At 64.4% G+C, this 25446-nt stretch carries 33 protein-coding genes and 2 pseudogenes; 15 read left to right on the forward strand and 20 right to left on the reverse strand.

The features are described 5' to 3' along the window. Window positions 1-5: 5 nt before the first annotated feature. Entirely contained in the window at window positions 6-926 is a 921-nt protein-coding gene (locus AACX88_RS15020; RefSeq protein WP_339393690.1) for a DUF2695 domain-containing protein, read from the reverse strand. Window positions 927-1043: 117 nt separating this feature from the next. Here AACX88_RS15020 and AACX88_RS15025 point away from each other — a divergent pair, with 117 nt between their 5' ends. Beyond that, complete coding sequence (locus AACX88_RS15025) at window positions 1044-1931, forward strand: carbohydrate kinase family protein (RefSeq protein ID WP_339393691.1); 888 nt, start codon at window positions 1044-1046, stop codon at window positions 1929-1931. Here the strand turns inward: AACX88_RS15025 and AACX88_RS15030 are convergent. The 3 genes from AACX88_RS15030 to AACX88_RS15040 form a co-directional block, all read right to left on the reverse strand. Then, the gene (locus AACX88_RS15030) at window positions 1921-2391 is read right to left on the reverse strand and encodes an SRPBCC domain-containing protein (protein ID WP_339393692.1); all 471 of its coding nucleotides are present in this window, start codon (window positions 2389-2391) and stop codon (window positions 1921-1923) included. The two genes, AACX88_RS15025 and AACX88_RS15030, sit on opposite strands and share 11 nt — an antisense overlap. Beyond that, entirely contained in the window at window positions 2384-2518 is a 135-nt protein-coding gene (locus AACX88_RS15035; protein ID WP_339393693.1) for a hypothetical protein, read from the reverse strand. The genes AACX88_RS15030 and AACX88_RS15035 overlap by 8 nt, the downstream gene beginning before the upstream one ends. Before the next feature lie 164 nt (window positions 2519-2682). Further along, window positions 2683-3174, reverse strand: a complete 492-nt coding sequence (locus tag AACX88_RS15040; protein WP_339393694.1) for a winged helix-turn-helix transcriptional regulator — start codon at window positions 3172-3174, stop codon at window positions 2683-2685. Between the two features lie 84 nt (window positions 3175-3258). On the opposite strand from AACX88_RS15040, the gene AACX88_RS15045 reads away from it, so the two are divergent. Continuing rightward, the gene (locus tag AACX88_RS15045; RefSeq protein ID WP_339393695.1) at window positions 3259-3900 is read left to right on the forward strand and encodes a dihydrofolate reductase family protein; all 642 of its coding nucleotides are present in this window, start codon (window positions 3259-3261) and stop codon (window positions 3898-3900) included. Window positions 3901-3960: 60 nt separating this feature from the next. Here AACX88_RS15045 and AACX88_RS15050 read toward each other — a convergent pair whose 3' ends face one another. Beyond that, window positions 3961-4638, reverse strand: a complete 678-nt coding sequence (locus tag AACX88_RS15050; RefSeq protein ID WP_339393696.1) for an NAD(P)H-binding protein — start codon at window positions 4636-4638, stop codon at window positions 3961-3963. 153 nt (window positions 4639-4791) lie between these two features. Here AACX88_RS15050 and AACX88_RS15055 point away from each other — a divergent pair, with 153 nt between their 5' ends. Then, window positions 4792-5286, forward strand: a complete 495-nt coding sequence (locus AACX88_RS15055) for a mycothiol transferase (RefSeq protein WP_339393697.1) — start codon at window positions 4792-4794, stop codon at window positions 5284-5286. Window positions 5287-5335: 49 nt separating this feature from the next. Here AACX88_RS15055 and AACX88_RS15060 read toward each other — a convergent pair whose 3' ends face one another. The 3 genes from AACX88_RS15060 to AACX88_RS15070 all read right to left on the reverse strand — a co-directional run bounded on the left by AACX88_RS15060 (window position 5336) and on the right by AACX88_RS15070 (window position 8513). Further along, window positions 5336-5734, reverse strand: coding sequence for a DoxX family protein (locus AACX88_RS15060; protein WP_339393698.1), 399 nt, complete (start codon window positions 5732-5734; stop codon window positions 5336-5338). Window positions 5735-5879: 145 nt separating this feature from the next. After that, complete coding sequence (locus AACX88_RS15065) at window positions 5880-7853, reverse strand: potassium transporter Kup (protein WP_339393699.1); 1974 nt, start codon at window positions 7851-7853, stop codon at window positions 5880-5882. 111 nt (window positions 7854-7964) lie between these two features. Further along, a complete protein-coding gene (locus AACX88_RS15070; RefSeq protein ID WP_339393700.1) occupies window positions 7965-8513 on the reverse strand; it encodes a GNAT family N-acetyltransferase in 549 nt (182 codons plus the stop codon). A gap of 209 nt (window positions 8514-8722) precedes the next feature. Here AACX88_RS15070 and hchA point away from each other — a divergent pair, with 209 nt between their 5' ends. Further along, window positions 8723-9592 (forward strand): glyoxalase III HchA, encoded by an 870-nt coding sequence (hchA, locus tag AACX88_RS15075; RefSeq protein ID WP_339393701.1) that lies wholly within the window; start codon window positions 8723-8725, stop codon window positions 9590-9592. 58 nt (window positions 9593-9650) lie between these two features. On the opposite strand, the gene AACX88_RS15080 is transcribed toward hchA, so the two are convergent. Continuing rightward, window positions 9651-10859 (reverse strand): MFS transporter, encoded by a 1209-nt coding sequence (locus tag AACX88_RS15080; protein ID WP_339393702.1) that lies wholly within the window; start codon window positions 10857-10859, stop codon window positions 9651-9653. Window positions 10860-10954: 95 nt separating this feature from the next. Here AACX88_RS15080 and AACX88_RS15085 point away from each other — a divergent pair, with 95 nt between their 5' ends. Continuing rightward, window positions 10955-11896, forward strand: coding sequence for a LysR family transcriptional regulator (locus tag AACX88_RS15085; protein WP_339393703.1), 942 nt, complete (start codon window positions 10955-10957; stop codon window positions 11894-11896). A 56-nt stretch (window positions 11897-11952) separates the two neighbouring features. On the opposite strand, the pseudogene AACX88_RS15090 reads toward AACX88_RS15085, so the two are convergent. Continuing rightward, window positions 11953-13010 (reverse strand): annotated as a pseudogene (locus AACX88_RS15090) (low temperature requirement protein A). On the opposite strand from AACX88_RS15090, the gene AACX88_RS15100 reads away from it, so the two are divergent. Both AACX88_RS15100 and AACX88_RS15105 read left to right on the forward strand, forming a co-directional pair. Then, window positions 12973-13200: a hypothetical protein gene (locus AACX88_RS15100; protein ID WP_339393704.1), complete on the forward strand. Its 228-nt coding sequence runs from the start codon at window positions 12973-12975 to the stop codon at window positions 13198-13200. The pseudogene AACX88_RS15090 and the gene AACX88_RS15100 sit on opposite strands and share 38 nt — an antisense overlap. Window positions 13201-13338: 138 nt before the next feature. Beyond that, entirely contained in the window at window positions 13339-13608 is a 270-nt protein-coding gene (locus AACX88_RS15105) for a DUF3263 domain-containing protein (protein WP_339393705.1), read from the forward strand. A 29-nt stretch (window positions 13609-13637) separates the two neighbouring features. Here AACX88_RS15105 and AACX88_RS15110 read toward each other — a convergent pair whose 3' ends face one another. The 8 genes and pseudogenes from AACX88_RS15110 to AACX88_RS15145 form a co-directional block, all read right to left on the reverse strand. Further along, window positions 13638-14015 carry a hypothetical protein gene (locus tag AACX88_RS15110; protein ID WP_339393706.1) on the reverse strand — a complete coding sequence of 126 codons (378 nt, stop codon included), beginning with the start codon at window positions 14013-14015 and terminating at the stop codon, window positions 13638-13640. A 612-nt stretch (window positions 14016-14627) separates the two neighbouring features. Beyond that, window positions 14628-14927, reverse strand: coding sequence for a HigA family addiction module antitoxin (locus AACX88_RS15115; RefSeq protein WP_339393707.1), 300 nt, complete (start codon window positions 14925-14927; stop codon window positions 14628-14630). Window positions 14928-14936: 9 nt separating this feature from the next. Beyond that, entirely contained in the window at window positions 14937-15218 is a 282-nt protein-coding gene (locus AACX88_RS15120; protein WP_339393708.1) for a type II toxin-antitoxin system RelE/ParE family toxin, read from the reverse strand. Window positions 15219-15413: 195 nt separating this feature from the next. Then, window positions 15414-15791, reverse strand: a complete 378-nt coding sequence (locus AACX88_RS15125; RefSeq protein ID WP_339393709.1) for a zinc ribbon domain-containing protein YjdM — start codon at window positions 15789-15791, stop codon at window positions 15414-15416. 114 nt (window positions 15792-15905) lie between these two features. Next, window positions 15906-16160 (reverse strand): annotated as a pseudogene (locus AACX88_RS15130) (HigA family addiction module antitoxin). A 412-nt stretch (window positions 16161-16572) separates the two neighbouring features. Further along, window positions 16573-16827, reverse strand: a complete 255-nt coding sequence (locus tag AACX88_RS15135) for a Txe/YoeB family addiction module toxin (RefSeq protein WP_339393710.1) — start codon at window positions 16825-16827, stop codon at window positions 16573-16575. Continuing rightward, window positions 16828-17088, reverse strand: coding sequence for a type II toxin-antitoxin system Phd/YefM family antitoxin (locus AACX88_RS15140; RefSeq protein WP_339393711.1), 261 nt, complete (start codon window positions 17086-17088; stop codon window positions 16828-16830). A 274-nt stretch (window positions 17089-17362) separates the two neighbouring features. Next, complete coding sequence (locus AACX88_RS15145) at window positions 17363-17827, reverse strand: MarR family winged helix-turn-helix transcriptional regulator (protein ID WP_339393712.1); 465 nt, start codon at window positions 17825-17827, stop codon at window positions 17363-17365. A gap of 15 nt (window positions 17828-17842) precedes the next feature. Between AACX88_RS15145 and AACX88_RS15150 the strand changes: the two genes are divergently transcribed. The 7 genes from AACX88_RS15150 (at window position 17843) to AACX88_RS15180 (ending at window position 23808) form a co-directional block, all read left to right on the forward strand. Next, a complete protein-coding gene (locus tag AACX88_RS15150; protein WP_339393713.1) occupies window positions 17843-18256 on the forward strand; it encodes an SgcJ/EcaC family oxidoreductase in 414 nt (137 codons plus the stop codon). 638 nt (window positions 18257-18894) lie between these two features. Next, entirely contained in the window at window positions 18895-19200 is a 306-nt protein-coding gene (locus tag AACX88_RS15155; protein WP_339393714.1) for a helix-turn-helix domain-containing protein, read from the forward strand. Window positions 19201-19461: 261 nt separating this feature from the next. Further along, window positions 19462-21021, forward strand: a complete 1560-nt coding sequence (locus tag AACX88_RS15160) for a Rep family protein (protein WP_459893196.1) — start codon at window positions 19462-19464, stop codon at window positions 21019-21021. A gap of 16 nt (window positions 21022-21037) precedes the next feature. Then, a complete protein-coding gene (locus tag AACX88_RS15165) occupies window positions 21038-21361 on the forward strand; it encodes a hypothetical protein (RefSeq protein ID WP_339393715.1) in 324 nt (107 codons plus the stop codon). A 95-nt stretch (window positions 21362-21456) separates the two neighbouring features. Next, entirely contained in the window at window positions 21457-22038 is a 582-nt protein-coding gene (locus AACX88_RS15170) for a hypothetical protein (protein ID WP_339393716.1), read from the forward strand. Continuing rightward, window positions 22035-23279 carry a relaxase/mobilization nuclease domain-containing protein gene (locus tag AACX88_RS15175; protein WP_339393717.1) on the forward strand — a complete coding sequence of 415 codons (1245 nt, stop codon included), beginning with the start codon at window positions 22035-22037 and terminating at the stop codon, window positions 23277-23279. The genes AACX88_RS15170 and AACX88_RS15175 overlap by 4 nt, the downstream gene beginning before the upstream one ends. Beyond that, on the forward strand, window positions 23197-23808 hold the full coding sequence (locus AACX88_RS15180; RefSeq protein ID WP_245354581.1) for a BAR domain-containing protein: 612 nt from the start codon (window positions 23197-23199) through the stop codon (window positions 23806-23808). Before AACX88_RS15175 ends, AACX88_RS15180 begins: the two co-directional genes overlap by 83 nt. Before the next feature lie 82 nt (window positions 23809-23890). Here AACX88_RS15180 and AACX88_RS15185 read toward each other — a convergent pair whose 3' ends face one another. Continuing rightward, window positions 23891-24832 (reverse strand): hypothetical protein, encoded by a 942-nt coding sequence (locus AACX88_RS15185; protein WP_339393718.1) that lies wholly within the window; start codon window positions 24830-24832, stop codon window positions 23891-23893. 121 nt (window positions 24833-24953) lie between these two features. Between AACX88_RS15185 and AACX88_RS15190 the strand changes: the two genes are divergently transcribed. After that, on the forward strand, window positions 24954-25199 hold the full coding sequence (locus tag AACX88_RS15190; protein ID WP_339393719.1) for a helix-turn-helix domain-containing protein: 246 nt from the start codon (window positions 24954-24956) through the stop codon (window positions 25197-25199). On the opposite strand, the gene AACX88_RS15195 is transcribed toward AACX88_RS15190, so the two are convergent. Continuing rightward, the gene (locus tag AACX88_RS15195; RefSeq protein WP_209903950.1) at window positions 25187-25426 is read right to left on the reverse strand and encodes a hypothetical protein; all 240 of its coding nucleotides are present in this window, start codon (window positions 25424-25426) and stop codon (window positions 25187-25189) included. The two genes, AACX88_RS15190 and AACX88_RS15195, sit on opposite strands and share 13 nt — an antisense overlap. Window positions 25427-25446: the final 20 nt, after the last annotated feature.

The raw sequence follows: 25446 nt of genomic DNA on the forward strand, positions 1-25446 counted from the left end.
AACTCTCAGAACGGAGCACGCAGTCCCGGGTCGTCCTGCGTTTCAATTCCCCACCCCGGTTCTTCCATTCCCCACGGTGGAACCGGCGGGGTCCATCGAGGACGCCGTCTGCCGCGCTGCCAGTTGCCGCATGGCTGGGTGGAGCCTCGACGAACATACTGACAGCAGAGATAGATCTCCTCCGCCTGCTCGACACGCCGAATCCGGAACCCTGGGCCAAACGGGTCCGCAGGGTCCTCGAGCTCGTGTCCTCGATACCCGTTCGAGTGATACGGGTACTCCGCCGATTCGGTCCCACCGAAGCCACCGTCGTCCCAGTGCGGCGCTGAGTATTCACCCACGCGTGGGACATCAACTGAGTGTGCGTCGGCGTACCGGCGGACACTCTCCCATTGGTGCTCGGTGTAGGCTCCCTCTCCGGCGACCAGATTATGCTCACTGGCGTACCCGCTCCCGTCGCTGTAGCCGTACTCGCCTCCGTATCTGTACGACCGAGCGTTTCCGAACCGGGTGATGTCCTCATAGACCCGTTCGCGCCAGTATTCGCCGCCGGGTTCGTACTCCCTCACCTTCCTCAGCACCCCGATGTCGAAGAGGTCATCAGTGCCCAACCGAGCCCCAATCGTCCCGGCGACGGTGCCGCGAGCCAGGAGTGGTCTCGGCGCGAAGGTATAGACCTCACGCAGCAGCTCACAGTCGCACCGGCGCGCGCCGAATCCTCTCAGTCGTGGGATGAGCGCGGTCGCCCGCGGTGCCGTCTGGTCGCGGAAGCTCTCAGCGAAACGGTGTGTATCATCGCAGCCGTGCACTCCGAGCTGCCGGTGAACATAGCAGACGAGGCATTCGCCCGCTCGGGGCCTGAACTCGGTCTCAGCGGTCTTGTAGTTGATCTCTCTGATGTCTGTTGTCACAGTGTCGTTGTCCATGAACATACGGTGCCACGGGGCACTGACACGAGTGAGACGCAGATCACTCCGATCTTCGAACGATCTCCGATTCATGCCGCAGAGACCAGCGTTCACCTGGGTGAATACAATGGACGGATGACCATCCTCGTCATCGGCGAAGCGCTCATCGACATCGTCACTCTTCCTGGCACCTCGGACAGATACGCTCCCGGCGGAGCGCCGGCGAATGTCGCGCTCGGGCTCGGCCGCCTCGGCGATGATGTCGCTCTGCTCACCGATGTCGGCGATGACTTCCACGGCGGCTTCCTGCTGGCCCACCTGCGCGCCTCGAACGTCACCGTCCATGCGACGCCGCGAGGAGCCACGTCGACGGCGCGCGCGGTCCTCTCTGCCGACGGCTCGGCTGAATACGACTTCCACCTGCGGTGGGCTCCTGATCCGGCACCGGTCACAGGCGAACCGTGGGAGGCGATCCACATCGGATCGATCGCAGCCTTCCTCCAGCCGGGCGCCGCGACGATCGACGCCCTGCTCGACAACCGTCACCCGTCGACGCGACTGGTGACGTTCGACCCGAACATCCGCCCGACGATCATCGGCGAGCAGACGGCGGCACTGGCCCGATTCGAGGACCTCGCCGCACGCGTCGACGTCGTCAAGCTCAGCGATGTCGATGCCGAGTGGCTCTACCCCGACCTCGCTGAAGAAGCGCAGGTCGATCGTCTGCTCGGCCTTGGTCCGGACCTGGTGGCGATGACTCGCGGAGGTGAGGGCGCAGTCCTGGCGACCGCCTCGGCGCGGGCGACGGTGGCTTCGGCTCGGGTCGACGTCGTGGATACGATCGGGGCCGGGGACACGTTCATGGTCTCCCTCATCCACGATGTGCATGCCGCGACGTCAGCGTTGTCCGACCTCGGCACTGCGGAACTGACGTCATTGGGCGACAGGGCGTCGACGTTGGCCGGGATCACCGTCGGCCGTACCGGCGCCGATATTCCGTGGGCTGCGGATCTCACGAACTGAGGAATTCGCCGAGCTGTCGCAGGCAGATGTCGTGGCCGTTCCGGTGGCCGTCGATCATCCCCTGACCGACGAAGGAAACGACCTGGTCGACGAGTTCGACTCTGGTGCCTGTCGAGGTGGCCGTCAGGGTCCAGGTGATGATGGCGGTCGAGAGGATCTCATCGTCTCTTGTGAGAGTCTCAGTGGTCACGATGTGACGCTCCGGCATGACAGCGCAGTACTGCCCAGTCGATGCGAACTCCAATGCTCCAGGCGCCCCGCAACGGGCGCGGATCGATCCACCGGGGCGGAATTCGTCGATGTCACAGACCATCTCCTCCCCTTCGGGGACTCCCCACTGCACACGCTGATCTGCTTCGGCGAAGGCAGTCCACACTGTCGAGACCGGGTGCTCGATATCAGCACCGAGGCTGATCGTCGCGGTCACAGGTGCGCCCTGATCGTCTGCGAACTCACTCACTGAAAAACACCACCTGGTTCCCGTCCGGAACGGTGATCGGGAGAATGGGCGCGAAGAGACTGGAATGCCATTCTGTCGCTTCCTCCTCGCTGCCGACGGTGATGCCGGCCATGAGTCCGCTGAACATGATCGTTCCTTCGGGATCAGTACTGGGATTAAGCGATTGCATATTGCAACTGCTTATTCCATGGAATCACACCTCGAAGGATCAGACAACAGAATCGTCCCAGCGACCTCCGCGCGGCAATCCCCGATCATCGGCGCCGGCCGCAACCAAGTTCGACGACCGGCTCAGCTTCCGGCGATCTCCGCGTCGAAGGCGGCCTGCAGCCGTTCCGAAGCGCGCGGTGAATCCGGATCGGGACGCGGAACGCCGAGGTGAGTCTCCCTCAGCTCCTCCATGAGGCCGGAGACGAGCTGGGGGTCTTCGGTCATGAGTCTGGATCGGATCGTCAGCTCCGGTGAGGTCTCGCGGTGGGTCATCCCCCAGGTTCCGAGTGCAACCATGACCGGCAGGGTCTGGATCCCCGACTCGGTGAGCGAGTATTTCGCCTTCTGACCGCGGACCGCCTCCGCCTTGGTCAGGAGCCCTTCGTCCACCAGTTTCTTCAGGCGATCAGCGAGGATGTTCGAGGCGATGCCCTCGTCGTTGCCGACGAGCAGCTCACGGAAGTGCCGGCGGTTGCCGAAGACGATGTCACGGAGCACGATGAGGCTCCACGCATCGCCGAGCACCTCGACGGCGGCGTTGATCGCACAGCCCGAACGCGGTTCCCTGGCCACATTTCCTCCCTCAGGTGATTGCACTCTGCAAGTGCTTCATCCTACTCTGGATCCACCCGCACTCGGCAACCGGCAGGAGCAGCCATGGCACGCACGCGAGTCCACAACCTCTTCGTCTCCCTCGACGGCTACGCGGCCGGGGACCATGTGACCTTCGACGAGCCCATCGGCGGAGCCAGAGCCCTCTTCTCCTACTTCGACGGTCGCGTCATCTCAGGTGTCCACGGCGCCCCGGCCGACCCGGTGACCGTCGACCGTGCGCTCTTCGCGATGTGGGGTCAGGGCATCGGGGCCGAGATCATGGGGCGGAAGAAGTTCGGTCCGCAGACCGGGCCGTGGCCCGAGGACGGCTGGCGGGGCTGGTGGGGCGAGGAGCCGCCGTTCGCGACCCCGTGCTTCATCCTCACTCACCACCCCCGTCCGCCAATGGAGTTCCCCAACGGCACGGTCTTCCACTTCATCGACGCCGATCCGCTCGAGGCGCTCACGCAGGCGAAGGCCGCCGCAGACGGACTCGACGTCCGCCTCGGCGGCGGCCCGACCTCGGTCAAGGAATTCCTCGCCGCGGGACTCGTCGACTTCATGCACACCGTCACGGTGCCCATCGTCCTCGGCACCGGGGTGCGGCTGTGGGAGAACCCGGAGACGCTGACGGACCGCTTCTCACTCGAGACGGTGGGCACCGCCAGCGGGCTGACCCACCATCTGTGGAATCGACTCGACTGAGCCCCGAACCCGCCGCCCGTCGACCGACCCCACCGCACCCTCGCCGAGGCGGCCGCAGGTTCAGCCGATCGCCTCGGCGAGGGGCACGGAACCGTCGTAGAAGTTCACCGTCTCCCGCACGGCGGCGTCGTTGACGATGACAAAGGTGATGACGTCGGCGACGAGTTCGCGCGAGGTCACGCCCTGTCCTTCGCCGGGAGTGCGGCCTTCGATGTCGCCGCGCTCATCGGCGATCGTCACCAGAGCGTTCGAGGGATCGAGGGTGAGGTGTCCGGGTCCGAGGATCGTGTAGTCGAGGGAACTGTTGCGCAGGTAGGCGTCCGCGCCGTGCTTGGCCTCGACGTAGGGGTAGAACGAGTTCGCCGGGTCGATGCGGTCGAGGTCGATGCCCACGGTCGCATACGAGACCATGACGAAGCGCTTGACGCCGGCCTGTTCGGCGGCGTCGACGGCTCGCTTTGCGGCCTCGAGGTCGACGGCCTTGGTCCGCTCCGGGCTCCCGCCGCCTGCACCGGCGGAGAAGACGATGGCATCGGCTCCGGCGAACACCTCGGCGAGGGCGTCGGTATCCGCGGTCTCGATGTCGAGGACCACCGGATGGGCGTCGGCGGCTTCGATGTCGGCGGCCTGTTCGGGGTTGCGGATGACCGAGTCGACGGCGAACCCTGCCGCCGCGAGCTTCGGGGCCGCGAGCAGCGCGACCTTCCCGTGTCCGCCGAGGATGACGACGCGACTCATGTGAGACTCCTTCGTTGACGTTCGATGGTGCCCACAACAGCCGCAACGGACGTTGGTTTATTCCCGCGACGAGGCGGTCTTCCGGATCGTGGACACCGAGGTGGGCAGCGGCGGGGGCTGAAATCCGCGGATGCGAGGAGCACAATGGGAGCCATGACGATCACCGAGCTCTTCGCCGACTTCGCCCACCGTCCCATCGACGCGGTCACGGGTCTTCCGGACCTCACCCCGGAGCAGCTCAACGCGCATCCGGGTTCGCATCCGAACTCGATCGCGTGGCTGCTGTGGCACATCGGACGGGAGGTCGACGTCCAGCTCTCCGGGCTCTCGGGTGAACCGCAGGTGTGGGAGACGTACCGTGAGCGGTTCGACCTCGGCGCGATCGGCGACACGGTCGGCTACGGTCACACTCCCGAACAGGCGTCCGAGATCGTCGTCAACGATCAGGGACTGCTCACCGACTACGCCACGGCCGCCCTGACCGCCCTCATCGACTATGCGAACACGCTGTCTGCTGAGGACTTCGGCGTCGTCATCGACGAGAACTGGACACCGCCGGTCACCCGGGGCGTGCGTCTCGTCTCGATCGTCGACGATGCCACGCAGCATGCCGGTCAGGCGGCCTACGCCGCCGGCGAGCTGCGCTGAGGGTCCTGTTGCCCAGCCTCGTTCGCCCAACCTCGTCGGCTCAACCTCGTCAGCTGAGGCTGAGCAGTCCGGGAATGCTGATCGGGCCGGGACCGAAGACCGCGATGACTGCGGCCATGGTGAGCAGGAAGAGGTCGTACTCCCAGCCGTTTTCGGCCGCCCAGTACGCGCTGTGCCAGCGGAAGTTCTGCATCGAGATCGTGATGAGCATGAGCACGACAACGCCGATGCCCGCGAACTGTGCGAGCACGCCGGTGGTGAAGGACAGGGCTGCGGCGAATTCGGCGATCGGCACGAACCAGGCCAGCGGCAGCGGCAGTCCGTCGTTCTTCGCGAAGGCGCGCACGTCCTTGAGCTTGAGCAGCGATTCGTGGAAGAACGTGAAGGCGAGCACTCCCCTTACGAGGAGCAGGACGACGCCGATGACCAGCGGTGGAACCTCGAGCACGGTTTCGCCCCTTTCGCCGGTTGACACGCGCTGAGCTGACGTGGCCGAGTGTACTCTCCGGGCGCCCGCCGTCGACCTGAGCCTCGATGCCGGCTCCGACCTCTGCTCCCGGCCCCGGCCTCGGCGCCTGAGTGCCCCGACCTGCTCAGAGTTCGGCGGTCTCCCCCATGACCGTCGTGCGGTCGGCGGGCAGGTGGAGGACGTGGGTGCGGTTCGCCGAGGCCTTCTCCAGGGTGCGGAAGAGGCTCTTCTGCCAGCGCGCCATCCGGGCGTCGCCGCCGGGTTCGATCCGGAAGACGGAGATGATGTACATCGCCTCCTTCGGGTCGAAGTCGAGCTCCGGGGTGCGACCGACGGCCTGCCGCAGCGCACTCGGAACGTCCTGTGAGTCGTTGAATCCGATGCTGTAGAGGACGTGGACGATGCCGTCGTCGGGACGGCCGAGATCGGAGACGACGACGCGCTTGTCATGGCTCACGTGGGGGACGCCGAGGTTCTTGATCGTGACGATGACGACGTGTTCGTGGAGGATGTGGTTGCAGTCGACGTTCGAGCGCAGCGCCAGCGGGGCCGTCGCCGGGTTGCCGTGCGGGTAGACGGCGACGCCGGGCACCCGGAGGACGGGTGCGCGGCCGATCTCCTCGACGAAGTCCTCGATGGGTCCTTCCATTTCGGCTCGCCTGCCGAACATCAGCGCCGATCCCTTCTTCCACGTGAGCATGATCGTGACGAGAACCGCGGCGATGGCCAGCGGCAGCCACCCGCCGGAGGCGATCTTGACGACGTTGGCGGCAAACAGCGCGAATTCGACGCCGCCGATGGGCAGGCCCGTGAGGAGCACCCACGGCAGCTTCCACTTCCAGATCTCGAGTGCGAGGAGGAGGAAGAGGGAGAGTTCGAGGAGGAGCGTCGCGGTGACGGCCAGACCGTAGGCGGAGGCGAGCGCTTGGGAGGAGCGGAAGGAGAGCACAAGCGCCATGACGCCGATGAAGAGGATCCCGTTGACCGCCGGCACATAGATCTGTCCGCTTTCGCGTTTCGAGGTCTGGATGACCTTGAGTCGCGGCAACAGCGAGAGTCGGGTGGCCTGGCGGGAGACGGAGAAGGCCCCGGAGATCACCGCCTGTGAGGCGATGATCGTGGCGGCGGTGGCGAGGACGACGAGCGGCATCTGCGCCCAGCCGGGGGCGAGGCGGAAGAACGGGTTCTCGATCGCCGACGGGTCGACGAGGATCATCGCACCCTGCCCGAAGTAGTTGAGCACGAGGGCGGGGAAGATGATGCTGAACCAGGCCACGACGATGGGACGGCGCCCGAAATGGCCCATATCGGCGTAGAGCGCTTCGACTCCGGTGACGGCGAGGACGACGGCGCCGGCGGCGATGAAGGCGACGAGAGGGCGGTCGAGGGCGAAGTCGAACGCATAGGTCGGTGAGAGTGCGCGGAGGATCGACGGATTGGCGATGATCTGGGGAATGCCGAGGAGCGCGAGGACAGCGAACCAGACGAACATGATCGGTCCGAACGCTCGGCCGATGGAGCCTGTCCCCCACCGTTGGACGGCGAAGAGGGTGGCGAGGATGACGACGGCCAACGGCACCACCCACGGGCCGAGCTCGGGGCTGACGACGTGGAGTCCTTCGACGGCGCTGAGCACCGAGACTGCGGGGGTGATGAGTGAGTCGCCGTAGAAGAGGGCGGCGCCGATGATCGCGAGCACCATGACGACCTTGACGCGGGACGATCCGGCCCCGAGCTTGCGTTTGATGAGCGCGGCCAGGGAGAGGATGCCGCCTTCGCCTTCATTGTCGGCGCGGAGGATGAAGCCGAGGTAGGCGATGGAGACGATGAGCATGAGGCACCAGAAGACCATGGAGACGACTCCGAGGACGTCCTGTTCGGTGGGGGCGACCGAGTTGTGGTGGATGCTGAAGACCGTCTGCAGGGCGTAGAGCGGGGAGGTGCCGATGTCGCCGAAGACGATCCCGAGGGCCCCGAGCATGAGCAGCGGCAGCGGTGTGGCGAGTCGCCGGGGATCGCGCGGCTGTTTCGTCGCAGGTGGTGCCGGGTCTGCCTGCGTCGGCGGGGTATCGGGCTGCTCACCCGAATCGGTGTTCACGAAGAGTGATCCTTGCACTCTCCCCGGTCGTTTTCAATCCTCGCCGAGGTGGTTGGCCGATCCCGTCGTCCCTGCCCGGAGACCCGGTGTCCCTGCGCGGAGGGCGGCCCCTCACCCCGGCCACTCCCGTCTGAGCAGACCGTACACCCACGAGTCGGAGACGACACCGTCGACGATGCAGTCCTCGCGCAGGGTTCCCTCCCGCTGGAAGCCGAGCTTTTCGAGCACCCGCGCCGAGGCGGCATTGCGGGTGTCGGCTTCGGCCTGCACCCGGTTGAGGTCGAAGGCTCCGAAGGCCCAGCTCAGCACCGCCCTGGCGGCTTCGGTCGCATATCCGTGCCCCCAGGACTCCGCGGTGAAGCAGTACCCGAGCGACCCGCTGCGGAAGTCCGGGTTGAAGCTGTTGAACGTGCACCAGCCGATGAACGCCCGATCCTCGGTGCGTTCGACGGCCACTCGCCCACCGGTGCCCTCATCGGCCATCGTCCGGCATCCGCCCAGGAACCGTTCGATCATCGTGCGATCGGTCCACGGCGGTGAATCCCAGAACTCGAGCACCCGCGCATCGGACTGCAGGGCGAAGAGGTCATCGGCATCGGAGGCAGCGAAAGGGCGCAGTCGGAGGCGTTCGGTCACCAACGTCGGTGTCGGCACAGGCATGGTCTCATCGTCCCACAGCCCAGGTACGCCTGGCGGCGCCCGACGCTGCGAGCCGTCTCTCCCCGACGCGACCGACACACCTCACCCTTGTGCATCCTCAGCACCTGGCATAGGTTGGGCGGCAACACGACAATCGAACCTGCATGATCAGGCCGGGAGCCACCTCGGCGAGAGATCCGGTGCCCGGCACCGACGATGGAAGGAACGAGATGTCCGAAACCACCCCCGCCGACCAGGATCGCCAGCCGAAGCCGGACCCGGCGGAGAACAACGCCTACTTCCCGTCCCCGTACTCGCTGTCCCAGTACACGGCGGACAAGACCGACTTCGACGGACTGGGCACGGATGAGAAGTACACGGGCGGGCGGTGGAAGGTCCTCGTCATCGCCACCGACGAGCGTTACATGCTCATGCAGAACGAGACGTTCTTCTCCACCGGCAACCATCCAGTCGAGACGCTCCTGCCGCTCCACCACATCGCCGAGGCAGGATACGGCATCGACATCGCCACCGTCAGCGGCGAACCCGGCAAGTTCGAATGGTGGGCCTACCCGAAGGACGACGAAGCAGTGGGCTCAGCGTGGGAGGCGACGAAGGAGCAGTTCAAAGACCCGAAGAGGCTCGCCGAGGTCATCGAGCAGGGGCTTGACGAATATGCCGCGATCTTCATCCCCGGCGGCCACGGGGCGATGAACGGCATCCCCGACAGCGCCGTCCTCAGGGAGGCGCTCGACTTCTTCCTCGACAACGACCGCCTCGTCATCACTCTCTGCCACGGACCGGCCGGGCTGCTCGCCTCCGGAGTCGGGAGGGATGAGAACCCGTTCTCCGGATACCGCATCGTCGCCTTCCCCGATGCGCTCGATCAGGGCGCGAACATCGACATCGGGTACCTGCCCGGCAAGATGCCCTGGGCGCTCGGGGAAGCCCTGGAGAAGGCGGGCATCGTCGTCGAGAACACGGAGATGACCGGGGCGACCATGCGCGACCGGAACCTCCTCACCGGCGACAGCCCGCTGGCGGCGAATCAGCTCGGCAAGGATTCGGTGGCGGCACTGCTCGAGAAGTACGGAGACTGAAGTTTCGCTCACCGGCGTCGCGCGCTGACCGGCCGCGCGCTCTCACCAGCGTGCGCGCTCACTTGCGGCGTGCGCTGACCTGGAGGGCGGCGAGGATGACGATGAGGATGATGCTCAGTCCGATCATCGCCGCCGTCGATGACACCACGGTCACCGCGAGACCCAGTCCGAGAACGGGCACGATGAGCCCGATGTAGGCGACGAGGAAGAGACCGGCCAGCGCCGTTCCCCGGCTGCGGGCCGGGGTCGAGGCGAGGACCGTGCCGATCGCGCCCTTGAAGAGGAAGCCCGCACCAGCACCGGCGAGCGCTCCGCCGAGCAGGAACAGCGGCGCACTGTTGGCAAGCATCGCCCACACGAGGACGAGCAGGCCGACCGCCTCGGCGAGTGAGCCGAGGGAGAGCCTGACCTGCGCCCCCAGGTTTCGGGTGGCCGTCTGGGCGAGGGCGGCTGCGGCGAAGACGACGAAGGTGATCGCCCCGGCCGCGAGCCGATTGGGCTGGTGGAGGGCGCCGGCGACGAATCCGGGGGCCACCGAGGTGAAGACGCCGAAGACGGAGAACGCCGTGAACGCGGCCATCCCCGCCAACCAGAAGCCCCGCCCGGATCCGGCACCGCCGGGACGCTGCGGACGGTACCGCGGCCGCGAGGGCAGCACCTCGACGGTCTCGGGGGTCGCAGCCACGCCGACGACGGCGAGGACGAGGAGGACGAGGAAGACAAGATAGGGCACGACGAGCGGCCCGGCGACGTATTGGGCGAGGAACCCGCCGATGAGCGGGCCGAGCCCGAGGCCGCCGATGTTCGCCGCGATCGACACGGTCTCCGACCGGGCCGAACTCGCCTCCGGACGGTGCCTGCCGTGGAGTTCGTGGAGGTGGGCGGTGGCCGTGGCGGTGAGCATGCCGATGCCGAAGCCGGAGATGAACCGGGCGGCGAGGAGACCGGGGAGGTCGGGCCAGAGGAGGAAGATGAGCGCCGAGGCGATCTCGAGTCCCAGAGCCGCGATGATGATGCGTTTGCGGCCGACCCAGTCGGAGACGTGCCCGGCGAGCAGGAGGCTGACGGCGACGCCGACGGCGTACATCGCGAAGACGATCGTGATGACGAAGGTGGAGAACGAATCGCGTTCGGCGTAGATCGCGTAGAGCGGGGTCGGCAGGGTCGAATAGGCCATGCCGACGAGGAAGGCAAAGGCGACGAACCAGAATCCGCGGCCATGCCGGCGGCTGACCGATGTCGCCGGACTGCTCATCGTCGCTTTCATGCTCGCTCCTGTTCTCACGGGGATGCTGCGGGACTCGTCAGGGGATGCTTCCACCTTCCACCCGCAGCACTCATCGTGTCCAACGAATGATTCGGATGACAGAAATCGTTCTGTGCGATGATTGGTCGATGGATCTGCGTCAGCTCGAGTACTTCGTCGCCGTCGCCGAGGCGCGCAGCTTCACGCGTGCCGCCGAGGCTCTGCATGTCGCCCAGTCGACGGTGTCCGCTGCGGTGAAAACGCTCGAGCGCGAGGCCCGGGTGCCGCTCATCATCCGCACCACCCGCAGCTTCCAGCTCTCCCCTGCCGGGGAGGAGCTGCTCGTGCGGTCTCGGGCGCTGCTCGCCGATGAGCAGGCGGCGCTGGCCGCGGTCAGGCAGGCCGAGGGCGTCGTCAGCGGACGGCTGCGGCTGGGCACGCCCACCTCGGAGCTGCCCTTCGACCTGCCGCGGCTCATCGGCCGCTACCGGCAGCTCCATCCTGCCGTCGAACTCCAGCTCATCTCCTCCCCTGCCGGTTCGGCCGGTCTGCGGCAGGAGACGACGGACAACCGTCTCGACGCGACGTTCTCCACCGACGTCGCCGCCCATCCGTCCCTGATCTCCCGGGAGATCTCCCGCTCCCCTGTCGTCGTCATCGTCGGTGAGAATCACCGCCTGGCAGGGTCCGCCGAGGTGACTCTGCCCGAGATCGCCGACGAGGAGTTCATCGACTTCCCCACCGGCTTCGGACAGCGCACCGTCACCGACGAGGCCTTCAGTGCTCAGGGGCTGCAGCGGCAGGTGAGCACCGAATCGTCGACGGCAGCGCTCATCATCGCCTTCGTCCGGCACGGGCTCGGCATCGCGTTGCTGCCGCGCTCGACCGTGCTCGGGCGCACCGGCATCCGGGTCATCGATCTGCCGGAGCCTGCTCCGCTGTGGCGGATCTCCCTGACCTGGCCGCGCCGCCGCTGGCAGCCTCCGGCGCTCACTGCGCTGCTCACCCTCATCGATGAGGACCCCGGTCTCGTCCGACCGGAGGAATCCGCGGACTGAGTCTCGGTGGTTGAGTCTCAGTGTCTGAGGCGACCCCAAGGGTGAGGGTCGAGCGTTCAGTCGACGAGCACCTCGGCGGGTTCGTCATCGGGGTCAGGCAGGGGCGGGCGCCAGACGAGGACGACGACGATGCCGATGAGGATGACCGAGGTCAGGGCGAAGGGCACCGGGATGAGCGGGTCGATGAGGACGCGGAGACCACCGAGGGGAACGACGATGTTGACGACCCGGTCGGCGTTCGGGCGGATCGCGATCGCCCACACGCCGAGGATGAACACGGCGATGGGGATCGTGTACGCGAACGAGGCGAAGGGCGGTTCGAGCTTGCTGTGGTCGGTGATGACGGCGATCTCGGCTTCGATGCCGGCGGAGAACGCACCGGCGGCGGCGAAGATGAAGTAGTGGCCGTAACCGTAGGCGAGCGAGTTGCGCAGGCCGCGGATCGACCGGTGGTGGGGCGGCCAGAAGTAGATCCACCACAGTGCTGCTGTGGCGATGAGCGTGAGGACGGCCATGGCGATGAGCGGGCCGAGGGCATCGGAGTCCTGGATGGCTTCGATGATGGCGTTGGCCGACGCGAGCAGGCTCTCACCGAGCAGGATGAGGGTGAAGAGTCCGTAGCGTTCGGTGATGTGGTGCGGGTGCCAGGGGTGAGTCCGGCACGTTCGGCGATGACGGGGACGGCCACCTCGGCGAGGATGAGGATCGGCAGGGCGATGAAGAAGCCGCTGCCGGGCAGGAGGAGGGTGAGCAGCCAGAGGAGCTGGACGATGCTCACCCCGATCGCGTAGAGGCGGCACGTGCTGCGGGCCGACGGCGATGACCACGAGGCGCGGACCCATTGGGCGACGAGTGCGAAGCGCATGACGACGTAGGCGATGATGACGACGGTGAAGTTGTGCTCTTCGAAGACGAGGCCGATACCGGCGGCGAGGACGAGGACGCCGCCCATCTGGATGATCGTCAGCAGGCGGTAGAGCCAGTCATCGGTGTCGAAGGAGGTGGCGAACCACGTGAAGTTCATCCACGCCCACCAGATGCCGAAGAAGACGATGAGGTAGTCGATGACGCCGTCGGTGACGTGGCCTTCGGTCATCGCCTCGGCGAGGCGCACCGAGGCGATCGAGACGGCGACGACGAAGACGAGGTCGAAGAAGAGTTCGAGCGTCGAGGCGGAGCGGCCGGGTTCGTTGGGGTCGCGCGGGCGCATGGGGACGAGCCGAGAGCGGGTCAGGGGCGTCGGGGTCGCTGTCATGGCGACGATCATAACCCCGAGTGCGGACTCGCGGATCGAAATGCGGTGACAATGTCACCTGTGAGCGGCGGTGGTCTGCGGCGTCGACCGCAAACACCTCGGCGCAGGCGTGACCGGGGTGGGGGCGAGGACGGTGCTGACCTCGGGGTTTGGCGGGTGCTCGCACCGGCGTGCCAGACTGGGGCGCGTGGTCCCTGGAACCGTCACCGAGCTCTCCGCGCACGATCGGATGATCCTCGATCTCGAGAAGTCGGCCTCCACCGAGGTGGCACGTGTGATGCTGTGCCGGAGCATCGATCTTCCCGTCGAACGGTATGCTGCGGTGCTCGACGGGCTCGTCGACACGGATGCGGCGTTCGGCTATGCCCCGGACGTCGTCGATCGGATCCGGCGGCTGCGTTCGGAGCGGTTCGCGTTCGAGCGGCGGAAGCGGCGGTGGCGTTCGTTCATGCCGTAGCGGGACGGCTCGCGCGGAGGCGAGCAGCGTCACGCGAAGTTCGGACGCAAGACCTCGCGAATGGTCTTGAAGTTCGCCGGTGTCACCTGCCACCGCGAGCTGTCGGTGTCTTCGAACGTCACTTCGTAGTTCCCTGTGGGGGAATCGAACTGGACGAGCATGCTGACCGGCAATGGCGTCCCGTCCGGGTACCGTTCGTCGGTGAAGGCCTTCACTGCGGGCCGAATATCGTACGGGGAGGCGGTCACCGACGTGACCACATCCTCGGCGCCGTAGACGAAGCCGCCGACGCTGTTGACCTTCTCATGGTCGAAACCGAGGACCATCGACAGCGATGTCCACTCGTCAGGGGCCTCCTTGAGGTTCTCGATCAGGGTGCGGATGAGGCCAGCGGCACTGTCGGTCATGCGGGTGCTCCTTGCGGAAGATCAGCGGGGACGGGATCAGTCTTCCACACAGCGGCAGTGCGTTCGACATGACGTGCTGCGTCTGGCGAGCTGCTCTTCGAAAGGGGGCGAACAGGTCTGAGATTTCGAATCGGCAACTTTCGTGTGTCGATGGGCGCAACACGGGAAGGCACCGGCTTTGATGAATACCAAGCCGGATTCCTTTGCTCGAGGTGGAATTGCCGGCCCACTCCATGACGACGAAAGGCACCAGTTGAGCAGACGCGAAGTCCTCACCACGTTCGGCCCTCTGATGGCGGCAGGACTGGCGTCGATTGTGTTCTTCGGAACCTATGCGTATCTCTTCGTCTTCGGCACGCTGCTCGGGTTCAACGTTTCGAGTCTGGACGGAAACGGACCCACGTGGCCCTTCCCCGTCGTGGTCGTCTCTGGGATCGCTCTCGCGGTCACTGCTCCGATCGGAGTCGTGTGGGCGCTCGTGTATTCGTTCGCCATCAGACGATCGGGCCGTGCTCGCGGGATACTCCGCAGTTGATGGGCTGAGATTCCTAGCCGAGTTCCTCATCATCAGGCGAGCCCGAACCCCGGTCATCGAGCCGATTCCCTACTCGGTCAGGCAATGCGCAGGGGAACGATCGACTCGACCTGATCAGACAGCCGATCCCGAGCAAGTTCCAGTTCATACTGAGTCTGCAGGTTGAGCCAGAACTGCGGTGACACTCCGAAGTAACGCCCCAGCCTCAACGCCGTATCGGCTGTGATCCCCCGTTTGCCGTGGACGATCTCGTTGATGCGCCGAGGTGGCACACCGATCGACACGGCGAGCTTGTTCTGCGTGATGCCGAACCCTTTGATGAAGTCCTCCATCAGGACCTCGCCCGGGTGGATCGGCGGATAGAGTTTTTCGGACATGGCCCCTCCTCAGTGGTAGTCGACGATCTCGACGTCTTCGGGTCCTGCATCGGTCCACCGGAAGCAGATTCGCCACTGATCGTTGACCCTGATGCTGTGCTGACCGACCCGATCGCCCTTGAGCGCCTCCAAACGGTTGCCGGGAGGTACCCGCAAAGCGTCGAGCGAGGGCGCAGCATCGAGAAGATGCAATTTCCGATTCGCCGTCCGGTGTATGCGCGGATCGAATCTCTTCGCCGACTCGCGACGCCAGATACGCTCGGTATCACGGTCGGCGAACGATCTGATCACAGAAGAATGATATAACGCACCGCGTCAATAACGCTAGGCGTTATGTCAATATTCCGCCGAGATTCGGAACGAAGCAGCTCACCGCGGAGCCAGGCCTGGGCAGTCGAGTGTACGTCGATACGCGATGTCGATCACGAACCGGACTGTGGTGCCGGCATTCCGGGCTCCCCGACTGGGGAGCTCCGCATCGAGGCGTCAGACCTTCTTGACGACCGAGGACTTCAGGTAGATCCGCCCGATACCGGGCACCGAGGCATCGATGTCGTGGCCGTTGACCGGTTCGTCGAGCAGACGGATGCTCTTGACCTTGGTGCCGACCTTGATGGTGCTTCCGCCGCTGCCTGCGACCTTGAGTCCCTTGACGACGGTGACAGCATCGCCATCGGCGAGCACATTGCCGACGGCATCGCGCATGACTCCGTCATCGGAGGCTGATTCGTCGCCCTCATCTGGGGACCATTCGTGCCCGCACATCGGGCACACGAGCAGCGCGCCCTGCTCGTAGGTGTACGCCTCGGAGCATTCCGGGCACGGAGGCAGAGCCGCCTCGTCGATCACACTGTCATCAGTCATTGAACTTCAACTCCACCTTGTTTCGTACCAGCAGGATTGTCATCGCGGGGGACGATCTCGACGGATGCCTCCATCTTCACCTGGATTACAGTACCTGGGTACGGGCGCCCTCGCTCACGCAACCTTCAACGGCGTGATCGTTGCATCCTTTTCGCGCAGCACACTGCGTTCCATTCGCAGCTCGCAAGCTCGACTGCAGGTTCATCCAGAACTCCTCGGACGTACCGAAGTATCGCGCCAGACGGATCGCGGTGTCGGCGGTGATGCCTCGCTTTCCGCGCACGATCTCGTTGATCCGCCAAGCGGAGCTCCGATCGACACGGAGCGCTCGTTCTGCGTAATGCCGTACCTCTCGATGAAGTCCTGCATCAGGAACTCTCCGGGAGTGATCGGCCCGATGCGTCGCTGGCCTCAAGCACGGACCTCGCCCGTCAGCACGTCGTCAATCGGCCTCGACCCGAGTGTCGCGACGAACGGCGACGGATCGGCCACATCCCACTCGTCGGCAGTCAATCCTGTCACATTCACGGGAACATCCAACTCCTCACCCGCGGCAGCAGCGATCGAGGCGAGCGCTCAGCGCGGCACGTTTCCGATCAAGAGCAGGTCGATATCGTTCAGGAAAGCACCACTTTGACCGGCACGGCGCGCGGGCCAGGATCCAAAGATCAGTAACTGGTCCGCACCGTCGACGCCGTCAAGAAGATCACGGAGCAAGGGAACGGGTCCGCAGGTCTCGAGGACACAGACCCCTGACTACGTCCAGGTGGGACACTCGCTCTCAGTAGTGGTAACGGGCCTGCAGGATCACGAGGTCGTCATCGACGGCGAGGTAGACGAGCCGGTGTTCGTCGGTGATGCGTCGCGACCATGAGCCCTGTGCTCCATACTTCAGCTGTTCGGGCTTTCCGATTCCGGAGAACGGATCGCGCAAGCAAGCATCAATGAGTGTGTTGATCCGCTTCAGGATCTTACGGTCAGCTGTCTGCCAGTGCTTGTAGTCCTCCCACGCGGACTCGTCCCAAACCAGACGCACTCAGGCTTCCTCATCAGCACGATCGAGGTCGTGGTGCTCGGTCTTCCCTGCGCGGGCACGTTCGTAGGCATCGAGCAGGCGGCGAGCGTTTGCCGGCGAGCGGAACAGGTATGCTGTCTCCTGCCACGCGGCGTACTCGTCAGCGGGCATGAGGACGGCGTTGCCCTTGCGAGAGACGATCTCGACGGCATCGCGATCCTCGTTCACTCGCTCAATGAGCGGGAACAAGGTCTTGCGTGCCTCACTTGCGCTGATAGACATCATGGCCCCTTCCACTGCGTCGACCGGTACAACTTCATGGTACCACTCAACCCCCTTGCGGGCGTGCAGCCGGACAAGCAAGGCACGCAGAGTCGCCGCGCATTCTCAGATCAACTCGCGGCCGAAGAGCGCGCCAGGGGTCCACGCGGACGTGCTTGCGCAGAAGTCAGACATCCGATCCTGGACCTCGACCGTCTCGACGGCAACGCGTTCGACGAACAACCATCCGCTAGCGACCTCAGGCAGCAGCGACGTCTATTCGGCGAAGTGGAAGTCAAGGCACGTCGCTGAGCGAGCGTGCTGACTGTGCGTAAGCACTGGTGGCGGCTGCCAAATACGCGGCGACGCCTGACAGCTGTTCGCTTGACATTGATGCCAGCGCGGCGGCAATCGGTTCTCGAACCCGGTCAAGCGTGCGCGCGAGCTCCCCCGGGAGGACTCCCGAGTGCTCGATGATCACTCGCCGCCGATCAGTGCTGTCCGCATGTCGGCGAGCGACCCCAGCCTCGACGAGCCGATCAGCAAGTCGCGACCCCGCAGCGAGTGACAGTCCGAGGCGCCGCGCGAGCTCACTGCTCGCCATCGGCCCATCAAGCTCCAGCAGGTTGCTGGCCTGGTAGTCAGTGCCGGAGAGTCCGACCGAGTCAGCCGCAGCTTGGTGGAACAGCGTCAGAGCCGCGAGGTACCGGCGATACAGCTCAGGATCAAGAGACCGCTCTTGTCGTTTACTTGCGTTCATGCAATCATTACTCCCATGCAAACAAATATAGCGCATGTGCTCGCCCAGATGGTCGAGGCATGGGACGACGGAGATGCCGAAAACTACGCGAGCTACTTCACTACCGATGCAACATATGTCACCTTCCTCGGATCGGTCAGCAAGGGCAGGAGCGCGATTGCCAGCGACCACGAACCGGTCCTAACTCGGTTCCAGAAGGGCAGTCGCATGCGAGTGCAAGTCACGAGCATCCGTTTCATCGGCGACGATGTTGCGATCATCCTGAGCGAGGGCGGAGTCAGCAAAGGACGAAACGTCCCGCTCAATAAGGTCCAGACTTTCGTCTTTGAACGTCAGGCCGATGACACCTGGCTCTGCGCCGCGTTCCAGAACAGCAAGAAGAACAAGCTGATGGGCTGGCTCACATCACGAAACGAGCGTCCCGCGTGACCGGGAGCGAGCAACACGCAATCCTCATCGTCCGAGCCGCCGGACGAACAGGAACCCATCTGGCAAACCACACGCTCACAAGCCCGGCACTCCTCGTGCTCACCAGCAGCAGATGTCCGGCCTCCCCGCGGCCATCCGAGCCCTGACCGGACAATCGCGAATATGGCGAGCCTACGCCTACCAATTCCGGCAAACCACGAGAATCGACAGGATTCGGCTGTGGTGAAAGGACGAAACTCGACCATCTAGCCGTCGACTAAAATCCCTGGTCAGAGCCGCTTTCTACACATTGAACCTGAACTCCACCACGTTCCGTACAGCACTTACGTAAAGAGCACTCGGGCTTGACCTTGCTTGACAGGCCGGATAGGATCGCGACAAGCCTTCTGAGATCGCGTACGCAAGATTGAGGAAGGGGGATCACCCCACGTGGGCTGTGTTGAGCAGCGCCTAGTCAGCACCGGGTAGCACCGGGAACCACGTCGAGATTGAGAGACAGACGACCCGGCTGGGAGGGACTTCTCCCGTAAGGCACGGAGGTCCGTAGGGACCCAGTGGAGCATCGCGCACGGCGACCGGGAAAGTAGCCGGACAACTATTCCCCCGTCTCCGGACAGATTCTTCTGTCTGGAGTTCTCATGGGGTACACCACTCCTCCCAAGTCCGACCTATCCCACTACGTCAACCTGACCGAGGCTGTACAGCTCGGATACGGTGCGTATCAGACGCTTCGCCGATACATCACCCAAGGCAAGCTGCCGGCAGTAAAGATCGGTGGCCGCGTCAAGGTCCTGCGGGCCGATCTCGACGCGTTGGCCGTACCGAAGCCCGCGAGAAGCTTCGAGTCAATGGAGTCCGCCGCCGAGCGGGTCGTCGCGTCCTCTCCCCCGCTGTCGGATGAGCAGATCCGGCGTCTGCGCGCTCTCCTTGGCGGTGCCAAGTGAGTGCTACTCCTGCAACCATTGAAGAGCGCATCCCCCCTGAGCCCCGTTATCGAGTGCGCATCCATACTGCGAAGAGTGTTGTGGAACCTGAGCCGTTATATGCCATCTACGGGCGCGGCGAAGGGCTTGTAGATTCGCCGCGCCATCTCGAAACCGGCGTGTTTCCGCTGGTTCTGCCGCTTCGTTCCTCCTCTAACTACCTCTCGTTGCGCAGGGAACACCGGAGGGTACATCGGGGGTACAACGGCTTATCGATGCGCCTTGACGTTCATCGTCCCGGGGGTGGCCGTCATGGCGCGTAAGGCAGCGAATCCGACCCTGGTCATGCTGGTACAGCAGCTCAAGCCGGAATGCTGGCAGCACTCGACCGATCCCGTGTTCGTCGGTCTGTTGGAGCAGGCACATGCAGCGAACGGTCTCCCGAAGGATGATCCGACGCGCGTCGATGTACTTCGTGAGACCGCCAATGCAATCACGGAGTACTTGGTCGCGCTGCTGGAATCTGTTGGTCTCGTGGTCGAAGAGGCTCACTGCATCCTGCATGGTGACGACACTCAGCTTGGCTGGGATGACGTGACGGCTTCGATGGTCGAGGTCCTGAAGTACCTGCACTTGCACCTGCTTCTGAAGTTCAAGAGCCGGGACACCTCGGCGGCGATTGAGAAGCTGGCAGCGATCCTGGGCGTCGAGGTCCAGTACGTCGAACTCGATAAGTCGCGTGGTGGTGCACCTGTCGAGGTCTGCGGTAAGAAGATCACGCAGCAGCATGACAACGGCTTGGCCTACCTCACGCATGTTAAGTACGCCGACAAGTTCCAGTATCCGCCGGAGCAGGTCGCCACCGTGCGGGGCATGGGCTACCAGCAGGTGTACCGCGAGCGGTATACGGCGTGGCGGAAGGGCCGCGCTCACGTCAAGGCGAAGCGGGCGAAGCTGGAGTTTGAGGCGTTCCGCGAGATGGTGCTCCAGGGCGAACTCACGCGGGACCAGATCATGCTCACCGATGAGTACTTCGATATCTACTCACGGCATCAGCGGGAGATCGACGACGCCCTGTCAGCCTATGGGCAGCGCCGTGCTTACCGTGCGGCGGCGAAGTTGCGTGCTGGGGAGTTCTCGACCCAGGTCGTCTTCATTCATGGCGACGCCGGGGTCGGTAAGACTCGGTTCGCGAACGCGTTCATCCAGGAGGCGATCTCGTGTGCCAAGGGACACGGGGAGCGGTGGCAGGTCTACCGTGCCGCGACGACAAACCCTCTCGATGACTGGCGGGGCGAGGAGATCATGCTGCTTGATGATCTTCGGGCGTCGGCGATGGATGCGAACGACTGGCTTCTGCTGCTCGATCCGCACAACGCTTCACCGGCTCGGGCACGGTACAAGAACAAGGGTGAGGTCGCTCCCCGGCTCATTGTGATCACCGCGACCATCGAGCCGGTCGAGTTCTTCTTTTACGCCCGCCAGAAGGGCAATGTCGATGAAGCGCTCGACCAGTTCATCCGTCGGTTGCAGTCGGTGGTGAGGGTCTACCGGGAAGACGACATTCTTCGCTACCTCGTCCAGCCCATCGGAAAGGTCGAGCCGTACCGGCTCGGGGTCCGCAACAAGACCTCTGGCTACTACGTCAGTTCCGAGTGGTTGTCGCTGAGCTACGGGCCGGAGAGCAAGATCGATCACGACGCTGACGGTGCTGTCTCCGAGTTGTTGGATGGGCTCGCCGAGCACAGCCCTGACGTGCCGTTGGCGCTTCCCGCTGGTCGCTCCGGGGAAGCAACGTCAACTGCGAACCACCTTACGGATGCCGACCGGCCTCCGAACTAACCGAAAGGAACTGACCATGACTAACCAGATCACGAACAACCTTGACGAGCTGATTGCGCAGGAGCGCCGCCGTGCGGCTGAACGCATCGCGAAGCTCAAGCGCGCCGCTGCCGCAGAGCAGCGCCGTGTCGAAGCCAGGGTCGTGGAGCTGCTCCGCGAGGAGCACGGCGATCTCTACGAACGGCTAACTCAGCTGTCGGCTGATCACCTCAGGACTCAGCGTTCGAAGCGCGCGAAGCGTGCAAAGAAGGCGGCATCCCGTTCGAAGGGTGTGGTCGCCGGGCCGAGCGAGCAGGCCGTCGATCCTGAGCCTGAGGAGGAGACGCCGTGGAACGGTTGACGACTCCGATCCGGGACCTGCGCCAGCGTCCCGGGCCCCCTCCGCCCGCAGGGAGCGCAGCGACCGAGGACGGAGGCCAGCGGTTTTTGGACGACATGAGCGTCAGCGAAATGTCGGACAAGAACCCTGCTGGCCGTCGTCTGTACACCCCGGAGCACGAGCCCGACACCCATAGCAACGCTGGTCGGGCTCGTGCGGAGGGGTGTGCAGACGGCCAGGCACTGACGCTGGAGTATCCCCACGACTCCCAGGTGAACACCGGTCGTGGGGATGCGGAAGCGGTAGGGCCTGCCGACGCACCGCGTCGGAACCGTCGGGCGAAGCTCGACGTTCGCCTGTCCGCGGAGGATCGCGAAGCGGTCCTCCGGCGGGCTCGTGTCCTCGGTGTGCGGCCGAGCTCGTGGGCACGGGCCGTCATCCTCGACGCCCTCGACGCCCGCTCCTCGAACATCGAGAAGATCGAACGGGCAGCGCTCACGTCGGGGGCGGTGCCGACCATTGCCCCCGAACTCGGACGTGCGGTGACCGAGCTTCGCCGGGTCGGCTCGAACCTCAACCAGTGCATGCGCGCGATCAACTCCGGCAAGGCGACGGTGCTCGACGCTGACCTCGTGGTCGCCTTGCGCGATGCTGTCGACGAGGTGCGGGCCGCACTTGGGGATCGGACGGCGTCATGAGCACCATCAATGTTCGCCCGTCGCGGGATGCTGCAGGATCGGCCGCCTACGTGCTGTACGGCCATGGGTACAAGGGGCGCGTGAAGCTGCTCTCCGGAGAACCTCGGACTCGAGCGGGGTCGTTCGCTATCCGTGTCGCGGGCGACAACACGGCGACGCCGCTGGCGTTCGTCGAGCGCGCTCAAGCTCTCGCGAGTGCGCATGGCCGCACGAACCAGATTCAGTCCTACGTCCTCGCGTTCAGCCCTGACGAGTTCGACGTGACGAAACAGGAGGACCTCGATCGAATCCGGGATGTGGCCGTTGAACTTGCCGAGAGGATGCACTCCGCCGATTTCATGGTGGTCGTCCACGCCGACTCGGCTGGTAAGCACGGGCATGCACACGTCCTCGTCACCAACCACGACGATCTGACCGGCGGGAGTCTTCAGCGATACACGGCGTGGAAGCACGGTCTGCGCCAGCTCAACGATGAACTGATGCGGGACGAGGGTTTGCAGGTGCTGCCTGATCCTGAGGAACCGAAGCCGGACTGGGAGTTGCGCCGGGAGGCGTTCAAACCTGGTGGGTTCGAGCAGGTGCTCGGCGACAAAGTGCTCGCCGCGCTCACCGACTCCCGCTCGGCCAACCAGGATGCCTTCGAGCAGGTGCTCGCCGAGCACGGCGTCGCTCTCGCAGTCACGAACCGCGACGGGTGGAGCTACAAGATGCGCCGCGACGACAACGGGAAGCTCGGCCGCAAGAAGGCCTCCGGGCTCACCCCCGAATTCACTGCGGAGGGGGCGCAGCAGATCTTCGACTACCACGCACAGAAAGGAAAGAAGCATGGAAGCACTGGAACGGATGGGACAGGAGGACGAGCTGCATCGCGTTACTCGGATGCTGGAAGCCTTGACCTCCGAGCACGACGACGACAGGCAGCAGATCGAGAAGCTGACGAATACCGTCGCGGAGCAGAACGCGTATATCAAGCTGATGGACGAGGAGCAGACGAAGCGCCTGGATCAGCTGTCGACCTCGCAGCAGCCCGAGCAGCCCTCGACGGTATCGCTCGACGACGAAACGAAGACCAGGCTGAGCGAGATCGAAAGCACTCTCGCCGCAGTCGCTCAGCAGCTCAGCGAGAGCGCACTCGTGAAGCTGCGCAACGGATCGTCGATGAAGAAGTCGGACCTGGAAGCACTGTCGGTATTGAAGACGGTCCGCACGGAGCTGGAGACGACGACCTCGGCTTCGGCTGACCTTGCCGAAGCCGTACGCAAGCGCGGGCAGGTAACCATCGACACCGACAAACTGACCAAGCATGCGGTGAAGGTGCTCGACGCGAGGCTCGCTCATGCCGTTGAGGCTCCTGTGCGCGGCGTGGAGCAGGTGGTCGAGGGCTTCGAGCGCCGTGTCGCGAACATCAGCACCGAGAAGCTCGACAACGTGACCTCCCGGGCAGAGAAGTTGGAGCGGGCGGCGGACGCCGCAGAGCGTCGTATCGACCGGCTCTCGACCGCGATGACCTGGACCACGGTGGGCCGAGTGTGCCTGGCGCTGCTGCCCTTCGCAGCGGTCTTCATCATCTTCGGGGGTCTCGTCGGTGGCGTCACTCAGATGATCGGTGCTGGTCCGCTGTTTTCGTGGGCGTGGGACTCATTCGCGACCGCGACTACCTGGTGGGCCAAAGTGCTGATCGCCGTCGGCACCCTCACTGGATGCGGGCTGTTCGGCTTGTCCGTGTGGTGGTGCGGGAAGAAGCTCTACGAGAACTATCGCGGGTGGTGAGCCACACGAGAAAAACGAATGCCCCGGGCAATAGCCGCCCGGGGCATTCAGTGTCGTGGTTGAAATATCGTCCTGGTACTCCTCAGTTGGTGATCCAGTCGTCGTTCGCGTCGCGCATGTAGCCGTTGACCTCACCTGCAACGCCAATAGTTCCATCGGTCATCACCGACAGCTGCGCCGTCGCAGCAGCGCTCCTCTTCCCGTCGGCATCAACCGATGGAAGCTCGATCTCGATTGCGTTGTCCGGGTCGGTCGCGGATGCAGCGCAGTCGCCTACTACGGTGATAGTCGTGTAGTCCTCGCTGACATAGGTGCCTGATTCGGGCGCGGACTCGTCGAGGTCGGTCTGCGGATGGGCGTCATCGAGTCCGAGGCTCTCCGCAACGATGGTGGTTCCCGGAGCCTGCTCGTCGGATGCGCTGCCGACGTAGCGGTCGAAGACGTCCTGGCCGGTGTCGCCGTCCTGGTATGGACTGAGATATGTATCGTTCTCCAGATCGGCAGGCGTGCCGAACAATTTTTCAAAAGAATCGGCGATGTCACTCTCGCTGTAACCATTCGCAATGTCGGCTTCGATGGCGCTGTCAAGCCATTCGATAACGGATGCTTCGTCATCAACTCCGCTGTTCGGAATTCTGTTGATGAAGGTCTGCACCGCGCTCTCCCGGTCGGTAGGATTATCGTTTGCCGCAATCATGTCTAGTGGCTGGTTCCCGAGGTAGTTCATGGAGAGATCGGCGGCGCAGTACTGAGCACCTTCAAGTTCATGTGCCGTCACGACGATCTGGTCAATGACCATGCCGCCGGCTTCCGCTCCCATAACCTCGCGGAGGTCGTCAGGAACACGGACCGTCACTTCACTCGACGGCTCAACACCGTTGGTCTGGAACTCGTAGACGCTGGCAGTTGAGTCACCGCCGGTCTCGTCGTCCGGGGTCTCCGCCGGGTCGGAGGCGCATCCCACAAGGGAGAGGCCGAGGATCGCTGCGGCGATCGTCGCCGCTGGTCGGTGCAGTGTTCTCATCATCATTCGCATGCGCGGGTAAGCGCGTTCCTCTCTGTGTACATGTCCTGGTCTCGCTACTGATCCTAGTGGAAGTGATGAGTACCTGGTACTCTTCGCTTCCTTCTTTGAGGCTTGAAGGGTGAAGGAATCCCTCAAACACCGCCTGGGCCGGAACCTCCGCGCCCTGCGCGTGTCGAGAGGGCTCACCCAAGAGAAGCTGGCCGAATACCTCGATGTGACACCGCGCTATCTGGCAGGCATCGAGCGAGGCGAACGCAACTTAACGCTCGAATCGATCGACGCTCTTGCCGAGGCCCTCCGCGTGGACAACCTGGCATTGCTAACGGCCGGTGTTGACGACCCGAACACGCCTCAGCGCTCATAACGGCGGCGGGCAGCGGCGGGGCTGATGCTGAGCGCATCAGCGACAGTTGCCCAGGAGATGCCTTCGTAGGTGGCGACCTCGTGCGCGTGAATTCCGATCTCGTATGCAACGGCGTCACGCAGAGCGGCGAGGTCCCGCAATTCAGCTTCGGCACGTGTCATCTCCGGATTGCCCACCCACCACCGGAATGCATGGATGTGAACGCGGGCATTGCTTTCAGCGGACATCTTTACTGGCTCTTCGCGGT

The organism is Brevibacterium metallidurans, assembly GCF_037101285.1.
Taxonomy (GTDB): domain Bacteria; phylum Actinomycetota; class Actinomycetes; order Actinomycetales; family Brevibacteriaceae; genus Brevibacterium; species Brevibacterium metallidurans.

Excerpts from the sequence above, each read along its gene's own strand:
- AACX88_RS15020 (WP_339393690.1), bottom strand. The coding sequence starts at position 926 with ATGGACAACGACACTGTGACAACAGACATCAGAGAGATCAACTACAAG.
- AACX88_RS15025 (WP_339393691.1), top strand. The coding sequence starts at position 1,044 with ATGACCATCCTCGTCATCGGCGAAGCGCTCATCGACATCGTCACTCTT.
- AACX88_RS15035 (WP_339393693.1), bottom strand. The coding sequence starts at position 2,518 with ATGTTCAGCGGACTCATGGCCGGCATCACCGTCGGCAGCGAGGAGGAA.
- AACX88_RS15045 (WP_339393695.1), top strand. The coding sequence starts at position 3,259 with ATGGCACGCACGCGAGTCCACAACCTCTTCGTCTCCCTCGACGGCTAC.
- AACX88_RS15050 (WP_339393696.1), bottom strand. The coding sequence starts at position 4,638 with ATGAGTCGCGTCGTCATCCTCGGCGGACACGGGAAGGTCGCGCTGCTC.
- AACX88_RS15055 (WP_339393697.1), top strand. The coding sequence starts at position 4,792 with ATGACGATCACCGAGCTCTTCGCCGACTTCGCCCACCGTCCCATCGAC.
- AACX88_RS15070 (WP_339393700.1), bottom strand. The coding sequence starts at position 8,513 with ATGCCTGTGCCGACACCGACGTTGGTGACCGAACGCCTCCGACTGCGC.
- hchA (WP_339393701.1), top strand. The coding sequence starts at position 8,723 with ATGTCCGAAACCACCCCCGCCGACCAGGATCGCCAGCCGAAGCCGGAC.
- AACX88_RS15080 (WP_339393702.1), bottom strand. The coding sequence starts at position 10,859 with ATGAAAGCGACGATGAGCAGTCCGGCGACATCGGTCAGCCGCCGGCAT.
- AACX88_RS15085 (WP_339393703.1), top strand. The coding sequence starts at position 10,955 with ATGACAGAAATCGTTCTGTGCGATGATTGGTCGATGGATCTGCGTCAG.
- AACX88_RS15110 (WP_339393706.1), bottom strand. The coding sequence starts at position 14,015 with ATGACCGACAGTGCCGCTGGCCTCATCCGCACCCTGATCGAGAACCTC.
- AACX88_RS15115 (WP_339393707.1), bottom strand. The coding sequence starts at position 14,927 with ATGTCCGAAAAACTCTATCCGCCGATCCACCCGGGCGAGGTCCTGATG.
- AACX88_RS15125 (WP_339393709.1), bottom strand. The coding sequence starts at position 15,791 with ATGACTGATGACAGTGTGATCGACGAGGCGGCTCTGCCTCCGTGCCCG.
- AACX88_RS15140 (WP_339393711.1), bottom strand. The coding sequence starts at position 17,088 with ATGTCTATCAGCGCAAGTGAGGCACGCAAGACCTTGTTCCCGCTCATT.
- AACX88_RS15145 (WP_339393712.1), bottom strand. The coding sequence starts at position 17,827 with ATGAACGCAAGTAAACGACAAGAGCGGTCTCTTGATCCTGAGCTGTAT.
- AACX88_RS15150 (WP_339393713.1), top strand. The coding sequence starts at position 17,843 with ATGCAAACAAATATAGCGCATGTGCTCGCCCAGATGGTCGAGGCATGG.
- AACX88_RS15155 (WP_339393714.1), top strand. The coding sequence starts at position 18,895 with ATGGGGTACACCACTCCTCCCAAGTCCGACCTATCCCACTACGTCAAC.
- AACX88_RS15165 (WP_339393715.1), top strand. The coding sequence starts at position 21,038 with ATGACTAACCAGATCACGAACAACCTTGACGAGCTGATTGCGCAGGAG.
- AACX88_RS15170 (WP_339393716.1), top strand. The coding sequence starts at position 21,457 with ATGAGCGTCAGCGAAATGTCGGACAAGAACCCTGCTGGCCGTCGTCTG.
- AACX88_RS15175 (WP_339393717.1), top strand. The coding sequence starts at position 22,035 with ATGAGCACCATCAATGTTCGCCCGTCGCGGGATGCTGCAGGATCGGCC.
- AACX88_RS15180 (WP_245354581.1), top strand. The coding sequence starts at position 23,197 with ATGAAGAAGTCGGACCTGGAAGCACTGTCGGTATTGAAGACGGTCCGC.
- AACX88_RS15185 (WP_339393718.1), bottom strand. The coding sequence starts at position 24,832 with ATGAGAACACTGCACCGACCAGCGGCGACGATCGCCGCAGCGATCCTC.
- AACX88_RS15195 (WP_209903950.1), bottom strand. The coding sequence starts at position 25,426 with ATGTCCGCTGAAAGCAATGCCCGCGTTCACATCCATGCATTCCGGTGG.